14 protein-coding genes are annotated in these 11025 nt (G+C 68.3%); 3 read left to right on the top strand and 11 right to left on the bottom strand.

From position 1 onward, the window contains the following. Positions 1 to 249 precede the first annotated feature (249 nt). On the top strand, positions 250 to 2181 hold the full coding sequence (locus ACLQ28_RS18110) for a potassium transporter Kup (RefSeq protein ID WP_425687448.1): 1932 nt from the start codon (positions 250 to 252) through the stop codon (positions 2179 to 2181). Positions 2182 to 2419: 238 nt separating this feature from the next. Further along, entirely contained in the window at positions 2420 to 2611 is a 192-nt protein-coding gene (locus ACLQ28_RS18115; protein ID WP_425687449.1) for a hypothetical protein, read from the top strand. Here ACLQ28_RS18115 and ACLQ28_RS18120 read toward each other — a convergent pair. After that, a complete protein-coding gene (locus ACLQ28_RS18120; RefSeq protein ID WP_425687450.1) occupies positions 2548 to 2901 on the bottom strand; it encodes an STAS domain-containing protein in 354 nt (117 codons plus the stop codon). The genes ACLQ28_RS18115 and ACLQ28_RS18120 overlap by 64 nt on opposite strands. A gap of 80 nt (positions 2902 to 2981) precedes the next feature. After that, positions 2982 to 3236: a hypothetical protein gene (locus ACLQ28_RS18125; RefSeq protein ID WP_425687451.1), complete on the bottom strand. Its 255-nt coding sequence runs from the start codon at positions 3234 to 3236 to the stop codon at positions 2982 to 2984. A 76-nt stretch (positions 3237 to 3312) separates the two neighbouring features. Between ACLQ28_RS18125 and ACLQ28_RS18130 the strand changes: the two genes are divergently transcribed. Then, positions 3313 to 3567: a three-helix bundle dimerization domain-containing protein gene (locus ACLQ28_RS18130; protein WP_425687452.1), complete on the top strand. Its 255-nt coding sequence runs from the start codon at positions 3313 to 3315 to the stop codon at positions 3565 to 3567. Positions 3568 to 3577: 10 nt separating this feature from the next. Here ACLQ28_RS18130 and ACLQ28_RS18135 read toward each other — a convergent pair whose 3' ends face one another. From ACLQ28_RS18135 to ACLQ28_RS18175, 9 genes are all read right to left on the bottom strand, one after another. Further along, a complete protein-coding gene (locus tag ACLQ28_RS18135) occupies positions 3578 to 3757 on the bottom strand; it encodes a hypothetical protein (RefSeq protein ID WP_425687453.1) in 180 nt (59 codons plus the stop codon). 3 nt (positions 3758 to 3760) lie between these two features. After that, the gene (locus ACLQ28_RS18140; RefSeq protein ID WP_425687454.1) at positions 3761 to 4009 is read right to left on the bottom strand and encodes an NAD-binding protein; all 249 of its coding nucleotides are present in this window, start codon (positions 4007 to 4009) and stop codon (positions 3761 to 3763) included. Beyond that, positions 4006 to 4761, bottom strand: a complete 756-nt coding sequence (locus ACLQ28_RS18145) for a hypothetical protein (protein WP_425687455.1) — start codon at positions 4759 to 4761, stop codon at positions 4006 to 4008. Before ACLQ28_RS18145 ends, ACLQ28_RS18140 begins: the two co-directional genes overlap by 4 nt. A 346-nt stretch (positions 4762 to 5107) precedes the next feature. After that, positions 5108 to 5563, bottom strand: coding sequence for an NUDIX domain-containing protein (locus ACLQ28_RS18150; RefSeq protein ID WP_425687456.1), 456 nt, complete (start codon positions 5561 to 5563; stop codon positions 5108 to 5110). Between the two features lie 104 nt (positions 5564 to 5667). Beyond that, on the bottom strand, positions 5668 to 6111 hold the full coding sequence (locus ACLQ28_RS18155) for a YunG family protein (protein WP_425687457.1): 444 nt from the start codon (positions 6109 to 6111) through the stop codon (positions 5668 to 5670). Between the two features lie 492 nt (positions 6112 to 6603). Further along, the gene (locus ACLQ28_RS18160; protein WP_425687458.1) at positions 6604 to 8136 is read right to left on the bottom strand and encodes a metallophosphoesterase; all 1533 of its coding nucleotides are present in this window, start codon (positions 8134 to 8136) and stop codon (positions 6604 to 6606) included. Between the two features lie 323 nt (positions 8137 to 8459). Then, entirely contained in the window at positions 8460 to 9098 is a 639-nt protein-coding gene (locus tag ACLQ28_RS18165) for a hypothetical protein (RefSeq protein ID WP_425687459.1), read from the bottom strand. Then, positions 9091 to 9504 (bottom strand): hypothetical protein, encoded by a 414-nt coding sequence (locus tag ACLQ28_RS18170; protein WP_425687460.1) that lies wholly within the window; start codon positions 9502 to 9504, stop codon positions 9091 to 9093. The genes ACLQ28_RS18165 and ACLQ28_RS18170 overlap by 8 nt, the downstream gene beginning before the upstream one ends. A 479-nt stretch (positions 9505 to 9983) precedes the next feature. After that, positions 9984 to 10979: a DUF2399 domain-containing protein gene (locus tag ACLQ28_RS18175; RefSeq protein WP_425687461.1), complete on the bottom strand. Its 996-nt coding sequence runs from the start codon at positions 10977 to 10979 to the stop codon at positions 9984 to 9986. Between the last annotated feature and the right edge of the window lie 46 nt (positions 10980 to 11025).

Consider the following 11025-nt stretch of genomic DNA (forward strand, 5'->3'; position numbering starts at 1 on the left):
GCGCTCGCAGCGATGGCCGCCTGCGAGGAGGGCCAGGCGAGGGGCTGAGGAGTGCTCTGCCGGGTGATTCCTGCGGGATCGGTTCGGTGGCCTCCCCGGCGTGGTTAGGGTCCATTCAGTCGGGACCTGTCTCCTGTCACCAGGTCGGCGGGTGTCGTTCTTCCGGGTGCCCCGCGCGTCGCCGTTCAGGGTGCGGTACTGATACCAGGTCGCCGCAGGTGACGTGCAGTACGGGTGGAGGGGGCTCGGGTGCCTGACGTCTCGGCGGCCGGGCCGGGCGCGGGTGGTCGTGAGGTCGTCCGCGCCACGCTCGTCGTCGCGGCTCTCGGCATCGTGTTCGGCGACATCGGCACCAGCCCGATCTACACAATGCAGACCGTCTTCAACCCGGCCGATCCGCACCCGGTTCCGGTCAGCCGGGACAACGTGTTCGGTGTCGTCTCGCTGATCTTCTGGTCGGTCATGACGATCGTCACGCTGACCTATGTCACTCTCGCGATGCGGATGAGCAACGAGGGCGAGGGCGGCATCATGGCGCTGATCACCCTGTTGCGTCGCCGCAGTACAGGCAGCGCCGGGCGCATCGGAGCGGCACTCGCGACGGCCGGAGTCTTCGGCGCCGCGCTGTTCTTCGGCGACAGCGTGATCACACCCGCGATTTCCGTACTGTCCGCGGTGGAAGGGCTCAAGGTCATTGAGCCGTCGGCGGCGAGTCTCGTCGTACCCATCACCGTGGTGATCATCGTGCTGCTGTTCGCGGTGCAACGCCGAGGCACCGCCGCCGTGGGGCGTCTGTTCGGGCCAGTCATGATCGCCTGGTTCGTGGCCATCGGTCTCTGCGGCGCGGTCGGCATCGCCCGACAGCCCGCGATCCTCGCCGCCCTGTCCCCCACGTACGCGGTCGGCTTCCTTGCCGGGCACTTCCACATCGCCTTCTTCGCCCTTGCCGCGATCGTGCTCTCGGTCACCGGCGCCGAGGCCCTGTACGCGGACATGGGGCACTTCGGTCGACGGGTCATCACCCGCGGCTGGCTGTCCCTGGTGCTCCCCGCCTGCACGGTCAGCTACTTCGGCCAGGGCGCTCTGATCATCGCCGAACCGGCGAACGTGAGCAGTCCCTTCTTCCTGCTCACACCCGGCTGGGCGCGGATACCGATGGTCGTGTTGGCCACCGCGGCCACGGTCATCGCCTCCCAGGCAGTGATCACCGGCGCGTTCTCCGTAGCCGCGCAGGCCGCCCGGCTCGGCTACCTGCCACGCCTGCGCATCGCGCACACCTCGGCGTCAACCATCGGCCAGATCTACGTGCCGTCGATCAACTGGCTGCTCATGATCGCTGTCCTCACCCTGGTGCTCGCCTTCGGCAGCGCGACCGCCCTGGCGTACGCCTTCGGGATGGCCGTCATCACCACCATCACAATCACGACCGTGCTGTTCTTCTACCTCGCCCGCGCACGCTGGCACACGCCGCTGTGGTTGATCGCGGCGGGCGCCGGCGTCCTCCTGCCCGTGGACGTGCTGTTCCTGTCGGCGAATCTCACCAAGCTCGCGCACGGGGCGTGGTTGCCGCTGCTCATCGGAGTGGCGGCCTTCACTGTGATGAGCACCTGGCAGCGGGGCCGGGAAATCGTGACTCGCAAGCGCGAGCACCTCGAAGGACCCCTGCGTGCCTTCGTCGACGACCTACACAACGGCCGGCTCCCGCACACCCGCGTGCCCGGCACGTCGATCTTCCTCAGCCGGGCCATGGAGACGACGCCGCTGGCGATGCGGGCGAACGTCCGGCACAACCACGTGCTGCACCGCCACGTCGTCATCATGTCGGTGCAGACCCTGCCCGTCCCGCAGGTCTCCCCCGCGCACCGCATCGAGGTCGACGACCTGGGCTACGCCGGGGACGGCATCATTCACGTCACCGCCCGCTTCGGTTACCTGCAGACCCCGGACGTGCCGGAGGCCCTGCGACTGCTGGGGACAGGCCAGACGGAAGGCCCCGCCCAGGTGGACGTGGCCTCCTATTTCCTCTCGCCGGTTGACGTGGTCGCCGGACCCGCGCCGACGATGGCGCGCTGGCGTAAGCGGCTGTTCGTCGCCACCTCTCACGTCTCCAGCGACGCGACCGGCCACTTCGCGCTACCTCGGGACCGCACCGTCACGATCGGCTCCCAGATCGAGGTCTGAAGACCCAGGACCGCACAGGGGTACGCCGCATCGCCGCATCGCCGCAGCCGTGATTCCGTTCGCACGCCCAGCGCTTCGCCGCGAGCCTCCGGATGGCGCAAGGATGTCGGTCCGTACCTGCTGCACCTTGACCGGACCGGCCGCCTACTACAGGGACCGGCGCCGCTGCCGAGCGTGTTCGCCCCCCAGCCGCAGCGCGACCCCGGCCAACCTCGCCAGCAGCAAGGGTTTCGAGGGCATGGCCCAGTCGCCAGACGGTCGCACGCTCTATCCACTGCTTGAGGGCACGGTCACGGGTGATCCGGCGGGCGACGTGAGCACCGGGTGCAGTTGCGTAAGCCTGGATGCCTATCGGGCCGACGTTGGTCAGTCGTGGCCGCTGCCGACGTGGCGCAGGCGGTGGGCGGGTACCCCCGCCGTCACCAACTGATCCGCTATAGCGATCGAGGGGTAATCCAGGAAGACGGCGACACGTTGGTCGTCGCCAAGGTCGCAGGCAGCGGCGATGGTGCCGATGTTGATGGGGTCGAGTCCGTGGACGTCACTCAGGTCGACGACCAGTCGCAGCGGCCGGTCATGCCGGATGGCCCACACGACGGTGCGGCGCAGGTCGACCGCGTCATCGACGTCGAGCAATCCGCGTGGTCGTATGACAAGGGTGCCGTCTGAGCTGGTGTCGATGTCGACCGTGGCGCCGGCCATCGCGCTACCTTCCGTCACCTGATGTTTCCCGAGTCGTCAGGTTAAGGGCTGTGCGACGGGCGGTCGATCCGCTGATGCGAATGTTCACCCGGTCACGGTCAGATCACGAGCGCGGCCGTGATGAGCGCGGCGACCGCCGTCAGGTTGAGCGCCAGGAGCGCTCCGGTGAGGCGGTGATGCGAGTCGGGGTTACGGGCCAGTGGTTGCTGCAGCGCCGACCAGGTTGTCGCGCCGAACAGCGCCAGCATGAGGACCACCAAGATGATCATAATTGCCAACCCAGACGTCGGGGAACTGGCACTCATCAACGTCCCAGCAGAAGCGGGTGGCGGCAGGTTCAGGAAGGTGAACATTGCGCGAACGACCGAATGTCGCGTCGAGTCTCGGGGCACTACTCGCGGAGACACATGACGACATGCGAGGTGAGCGATGACCGAACCCGCCGCCAGTGGCGGTCTCGTCGACCCGGAGATCGCCCTGCAACGCCAAATCGAGACGCTCGGACAGCGTTTTCCGGACGTGGACCACGCCGAGCTTTCCACTCGCGTCCATGACGCGTACGAACGCCTCAAGGCCGAGTCGACCGTGGACGCGCACTTGGTCGCCATGACCGAAAAGCAGGTTACGGAGGATCTCCGTAGCGACGGCGAAACGGTTCACGTCCGCAGCGACGACGCAGCGTAGGACGGACCGTTCATCCGCCATCTCGTGGTGCCAGCGCAAGCAGCCGCAAGGGCGCGACGTCGGCCAGTGGTTTGGCGTCGCCGACCGGGAGGTCGGCCACCAGCAGTACCCGGCGGCCGACCGAGATAGTGTCGATGACCTGTCGGCCCATCATGGCGGCCGCGAACGCCGGTGCCGCCAAGGACGACACGCTTCATGACTCGTTGATGCCCAGAATGCGCTGCGTGCGCTTCGCGAAGCCGTCGTCGAACAGCCGTAGCACCACCCGCAACGGGGCTCTGGTTGCTGCCGACTGGGCCCGGTCCGTCTCGTGTGCGGACCGCCCGGACAGGGCGGTCTCCAGGTTGGCGACGTCGTCGGCGGTCAGCACCACCAGGGCCCGGCAGGTGTGTACGGAGGCGGCTCGCAGTGTCTCGAGGCGGGTCGCGTCGCCGACGATCACCGGCAGGCCAGCTCACGGGCGACGCCGATGCCGCGCGCAGACTCCGTCCGGTCGACGGCGACCACCGGGATGCCGAAGGCGTGCAGTTCTTCCAGCACCCGGGTGCCGATGTTGCCGAGCCCCCCGAGGACGACGTGGTCGTCGATCGGTTCGATCATGCCGCCAGCGGCGACCGCCAGCCGAGCGCGCACCAGCGAGTCCACCACCAGGGCCGTGACGGTGGGAAGGAGCGCCACCCCGGTGGTTATCAGTACCACCGCGGTCACCTTTTCGCTGAGCGGTGCGGCCGAGTCGGCCTCGGCGGCTCCCATCGTGGTCAGCAGCGTCAGGTAGGCGGCCTCCGCGAGGTTCACCCCGCGGGTGTACGTCAGCAGGACGCTGGCGGCGGTGAGCAACGCAGCCGTGCCGGCCAACGCCAGACGCAGATTGCGGCTGAACACCAGTCCGAGGGCCCGGAACAGGCGCGGCCGACGTCGCGGAGGCTTCACGCGGAGCCGCCCGTAGGCGCGGACCAGCACCAGGTCGGCCGAGCCCTGGTCCGCCTGAAGGACAACCGGCTCAGGGCCGGTCGTGCGAGCCAGGCCGCAGACCACATCCGCCCCGGCCGGGTCGACGTCACTACGCATCGCAGTACGCAGAAGCTCACCCTCGGGCAGCCGCAGGTACGTCGGCGTGGCGTCCCCGAGCGTGGCGGCGACGAACGCCGGTGCCGCGATCTCGGACCCGGAGAGTACGGCGCAGTCTCCGAGCATCGCGGCAACGCCTTCGCGGTGGAACTCTGCCTGGTGTCTTCGGACACAGCCAATGGGTAAACCGGCGTCGCACGTGGCCCGGGTAGCCCAGCCTCACCTTGCGATCACCTCCACCCGACGCTACGTCCGAGACTCGGGTCGGCGCTTCCGTCCCCGTCGTCCCATCAGCACGCCTCACACGATCAGGTGTGTTGCGACAAGTACTGGAAAGCGCCGGCTCGCGGCCGAGCTTGCTCTGCAACGATCAACTACAGCCAGTCATGTCGGTCGACCCGGCGGCGTCCGGATCTAGCCGATGACCGGATGTAGGGATTCAACCGGGCGGAAGTGCCGAGCAGCGATGGATCTACGGGCCGCTCGGCGATGCGGTTGTCCGTGCTTCGTCGCGACGAGGCAGCCGGTCAGGCTCAGGCAGGGAACCAAGCAATGCCGGCAGGGCGCCAAACACGAGGGGAAGGCCGCCCAGCTCGCTGATCCCGACCCATGCGATGTCGTCATGCTCATCAGGTGCGCGGTTGGTGGGGGAGCCGACCCAGTCTCTGATGTGCCAGACGCCCACGTGAACGGCGTCCTCGCCACTGCCAGCATGCCAGTCGCCCAACCGTGAAGCGGACTCCGCCAAAATGTGAACCCCTAGCTCCTCGCGCATCTCACGCGCGAGGGCCTGTAGTTCCGACTCACCCGCATCGACATGCCCCCCGGGCAGATCCCAGAGATCCGGGTATGCCCGGCGGGTCGGACTGCGGTGTACCAGCAGGACCGCACCGTTCTCCACGAGCGCGCCGCAGACGACGACATGCATGACGGGATTAGAGCACAGGGATAGGACAGGCTCGCTCCAGCCAGAGGGCACGCGCGGGCCTCCGGCTCTGCCGCCGTTCGTAGGCCCGGCCTGTTCGCCGGCCGTCACTGTTGCGTGGATTGCTTGGATCGCCCGCCGTAGAGGGCTACGAAGACGCGGTCCCGCAAGATCTCGTACTGCTGGCGGCAACGCCGAGGTGGGCCCGGCGGGCGTTGCTGGACTTGACCACCGACAACGACTTCCGGTGGCTGGAACTGGTCAGCTGTCAGGTCGACCTCGCGGCCGTCGGCCAATCGATTCCAGTAGTGGTAGCCGACCTTGGCCTCTCCCGCGAGGACCTCGCCGAGGATCAGCTCTCCGCCGAGCAGGTCCTGAATGATCAAGGCAGTCACCCCGCATTGACCACGGGCTGGGTTGCCGCTGTGCCAATCCTGCACATCGTGCGGGTCGCAGGTATCCGCTCCCCAGCCGCCGCGCAGTACCGGCCGCAGCATCTCCAGGTCAATCACGAGAGGGACTGATCGTTGGTCGCGCTCTTCAGACGTCACCCAGGAAGGGTCAGCCCTCGACCGGGTCGAGAGTCAAGGGATACCCCGCCTCGGTCCAGGCCGACCGAATGGCGCCACGAGCGGGCGCGCTCATCTGCAGCCAGAAGGGCATCCGCTGGGGCGGACGGCCCCTCGCTGCCGCGGCCTGACGCCCTTCCTCAGCTGAGGATCTCGGCCGCCTTGGTCATCGGCCCTCCTGCGTCACCGGTGTTCATCGTTCCAGCCGGTTCGAGCAACAGGATCGCAGTCTCCGTGCCGGCCCTACGGCGGTGGCCGATCCTGGTACACGGGTCTGTGCCACACCCCGGAGTCCTTAGCCGACCCGGCCATCGCCCGGATGCTGCTCGGTGGCATCCGCTACGCGGCGGGTGTCGACGCGGGCTGACACCCGATGGTCACCGCCCGATGGTGCGGAACCGCGCCCGCCCCGGGTGAGAGGCCGGGGCGGGCTGCCGTACCGAGGCTCGGCCGGCTCGCGGTCAGGGCGTCGTGTCACTTGCCCCCGTGGCCCGGGTGCTCGGGGTGCTCCGGGTGCCCGGGGTGGTTGTTCGGGCGCTTGAGGTGCGACAGGTCGTGCCGGGCCATCATGTTGCGGTCCGCGACGGACGCGCCCAACGCGAACTGTGGCCAGTAGCCCATGATCTCCTGCCGGCTGCGCTCGCTCCACCGACGCGCGAGTTCGCTGCGGGACTTGTAGAAGTTCATCGCGTACCCGCCGGAGTAGAGGCGCAGGAGCGAGTAGCCGCCGGGGTACTCCTTGACCGCGGCCACCTCCATCTGGGTGACGTTCGGCGCGACCGGGCTGACCGTACGCTTGTTGCGGTGGGTGTGCCCCGCGTGGTGCAGGAAGACGCCGGGCGTCTTGGCGTAGTCGTTCAGAATGGTCGTCGCCTGGTCTGCCTGCAGGGAACTGCCGGCGGTAATGGGGAATGCGGAGTCCTGCATGACCAGGGGGTGGTGGCCGAACACCAGCGTGGGCTGCTCGGCGTGCTTGGCCAGGTCGGCGCGGAACCAGGCGAGTTGGTCGGCCGAGAGGGCACCCGCGTCGCCGCCGTTGCCGGGCTTGTCGTACGTGTCAAGGCCGACGACGCGCAGACCGGAGAGGTCCCGGGAGAAGTAGGTCAGCTTGTTCCGCGAGAAGAACCCGTCGTGGAAGCAGTCGTTGCCCTGCCACTGGCCGACCCGGCAGGTGGAGTACGGGTCACCGGTGTGCGCCCGGTCGTGGTTGCCACGGGTCACGAAGTAGTCGGTGCCGTAGTCGCCGAAGCCGTCGAGGAGCGCTCCGGCGCGGCCGAGATCGGCCGGCACCGCCTCGGAGGAGATGTCGCCGGCGGCCAGCAGGTAGGACGGCTTGTGCCGCCGTACGTCCTCGACCAGGGACTGGAGCATGACCTCCGGGTACGGGGGAAGCCCGGGCTCCTGGGTGATGCCGATGTACTGGGGTTGACCCCCGACGAGCCCGGCCTGGGTCTCACCCATGTGCAGGTCGTTGCAGAGCACGATGGAGAAGAGGTACTTCCCCGGCGGCGGCTGCGGGGTGGTAAACGAGTACGGTCCCACCTCCGTGTCCAGCCCGTACGGTGACGTGCCGACCGCGTTGCCGCTGATCAGCGTGAACGGGGTGGCCGACGCTGCTCGGCCACGGGACCGGGCCTGGTAGTAGTAGGTCTGCCCGGGTTCGAGCCCGGTGAGTTCGACGTAGTGGTAGGCGGTGTTGGCGCCGATTCCGTGGGCGACCCGGTTCAGCCGCGAGGGGTGGGTGCCGTAGACGATCTCGCCGTCGGCGGGAGCGGGCTGCATCCGTCCGAGGCCGTCATCGGTGCCCGGTGCGCCGGTGTACCAGGTGATGACGGCGTGGTCCTCGGCCAGGGTCACGAGTTCCAGATTGACGGGCAGAACGTCACCTGGCCGACCCCGGTCGGCCTCGGCGGCACGGGCGGGGCTGGCGAGGGCGAGTGGACCTGCGGCGGCGGCCAGGGCCGACCAACGCAGCAGGTCACGACGGGTGAAATCGCAAGCGGGCATGACCGGGAAACCTAGGTAGGACGGATAACAAGATCCCCGGCGTGACCTGGCCGGATGGTGTCCAGGAGAAGAAGATCGGCACCGTGAGCTGCGGACACACGCAGTAGCGTGCCAGACCCCGTGAGGTGGATAACACTGCCCGCTGCCGCAGTCATGATCGTCGTAGCAGGATCAGATCGCTGCGGTGGTCGAGCCCGATCGGTTCCCAGGCGCCTGGCCGGCGGAACCTCTGCACATCTGGCGTATCTGCCTCTGCACGAAGTTGGCTCCGGCAAGATTTTCGTAGCCGGAGATCGCCATGGCGTCCTGACCCGGTGACGGGCTCAGACTTCCTTATTGTCGACCCAGCAACAAAACGGGTCCGTGGTGTCCTCGTCGCCCATCTCGGCGGGCTCCGCCACGATCTCCAGCCCGGTCGCCGGGGCGGTGACCCCGAAGGTGCGGTGCAGCCAGTCCCGGTAGGGCGCATTGACGATCTCGTGGTCGGCGTCCCACGGCTCGGGTGGCGCGCTGAACTCCTCGTTCCAGCAGATCTCCCGGTAACCGATCGCCAGCAGCCGCAGAAAGTCGACCGCATCATCGGCGAGCACACACGTCATCATCGAACCGCTGCCCGAACCGAGATGAACGATCCTCACCTGTCCCCGACCGTCGCGCCACAGCGCGGCCATCGAACCCTCGCCACCAGTCTGCGCGAACGGCCACAACCGCGCGGCCGCATCCGGGACCGACTCGTCGAACCATGACCGTGCGTACGACAGGGTCTGCTCGGCGGTGTAGCCACGCAACTCGATCGAGGTGCCCACCCAGCCGTTGTCGCTCAACGAGCCGTACAGATCCCCGTCGTGCCCTTTCACCACGAAACCCTGCTCGTCGACCCAGGCGAAGAGCAGGCGCAGCGGCTCCGGAAGGTCGAATCCGTCCGGCACCCGTGCCAGCGTCGTCTTGAGGAAGTCACCCACGCCCGGCAGCGTACGAGATCACCTCGCCCTCCCACAGTCCCAGCCGCACTGCACGGTCGCCGACGTGCAGGGTGCCGCCGACCAGCTGGCCGACCTCGTCGTGCTCCGGGTTCCAACCGCTCAGCACTCCCGCGATCACTGAGGCGAAGGGCTCCTCGCCGGAGGCGTCCCGCCCGACCCAGCGGCCACCGTCGTAGTCGTAGTCGTAGGCCGACCGCCAGCCCTCGTCACCCGGAGCCGTCGGCACGATCGTCATGGACCAGTCGCTGCGCCCGTCGAACAGCAGGCCACGGCCGTCGTCCACGACGAGGTGGACCGGCCCGGCGGTGAGATCGACCGGGTCACCGGGCCAGTGCCAGGCCAGCCGCGTGACCGCGGCCAGGCGGCAACCGATCAGCATGTCCATCAGAATGGTTTCGTCAGTTTCGTGCCTAGTAGTGACCGTTGGTGTCGTAGAACCGGCCTTGGCGCCGCAGCACCGGCGAAACCGCCATTTGAGCCGTACGGGCGGGGGTCGTTGCCCCCCGCATCATAGAGATGTCACTGTTCACACAGCTCTACGAGGAGCCCGCAGCCAATCCGCCCTCGGTCCGCGATGTGTTCGATTCGTCGACCGCCACGACCGCTGGCGCGCCTCAGCACGAGTCAACGCACTGATCTGCCGCGTGCCGGCGTGCCGGGCCTGCTTCGTTCGGGCCTGGCGCAGTGCGGGTCGTGCCGATGTGCGGATGATGTTTCTGGCCCTCGGTGGCTTGCTGCCGCTGCCGGGGCTCAGGGCGGGCGGCGACCGCCGGGCGGCGCTCCGAAACGTCCCGCGGCTCTGCTCCGGTGGAGTTCGCCATCTCCGCTCTGCGGCCGACGCGGAGGCATCTCTGGTCGAAGAGTTTACGCAGGTGGGTGGCTATTCAAGACAGCCTGAAGGGCGGCCCGTGCAGTGGCTTCTTGCTCGATCGTGTAGCCCCGGTGCAGGCAGCGTTGCGCGAAGGCGCCGACCTGATCGGGGCGTTGTGCGAGCTGCTGGAGGCGGCTGCGGCTGTGAGTGTTGAAGGGCCGGCCTTCGTCGTGCGGCACGGTGCCGACGTCTACGACGTGGATGGTGGTGTCCGACGGCAGGTTGTCGTGGATGCGGGCGGTGATGCGGACGCCGCCGAGGTCGGCGTCCGCGCAAATGACAACCCCGGAGGTCTGCTGCGCCGCCTGGACGATCATCGACACGACGGCGTCGGGCGGCTGCCCGTGGCACCAGACGACCGGCAGGTCGGCCCGGGTGTCACAGACCGTTTCGGCCGCCTGCCGGTTCTCCACGACCAGCAGGACATCGCCCGGCTCGGTGACGGTCAGTCGCGGCAGCATGTGGGGGCTCAGCCGGATGTCGTGCGGCCCGGGCATCGCCGACAGGTCGAGGATGGAGCCGTCGGTCGTGTGCAGCAGGATCGGGCCGCCGAGCCCGATGTACGGGTTGCGGGCCACGCCGAGTGCGATGAGTGTCTCGTGGTCGAAGCCCATCGCGGCGAGCAGATGGTTCACGTCGTCGCGGGCTTTCGTGTCCTTGGCGTGACTCTGCACGAAGGCGCGAAGCGAATCGTGGCTGCGGCCCTCGGCCAGGTCGGTGGCGGCGCGCACCGCCCACAGCAACCGGTCGGGATGATCGGTATCACGGAGTGCCCGGCTGGCATCCGGCCAGTCGTCGGCGATTTCCGACGCGATCTGCTCCGCCCTGGCGCGGAGGGTGGTGGTGTCGTCGCGACGGCGGCTTCGGCGCTTTTGCTCGGCTGCGGTGAGGTCGGGGTGCGGGTACACGCGGCGTGGCGGCTGGGCCAGGGCGTTGCCGTTGAGGGTGTAGCCGATCGTGACGCAGCCGGATTCGGCGAGTTCCAGCATGATGCGCAGCGCGTCTGTGCCGAATTTGCTGTTGACACCGGCCCAG

This window comes from Micromonospora sp. DT201 (genome assembly GCF_049841575.1).
Lineage (GTDB): Bacteria > Actinomycetota > Actinomycetes > Mycobacteriales > Micromonosporaceae > Micromonospora.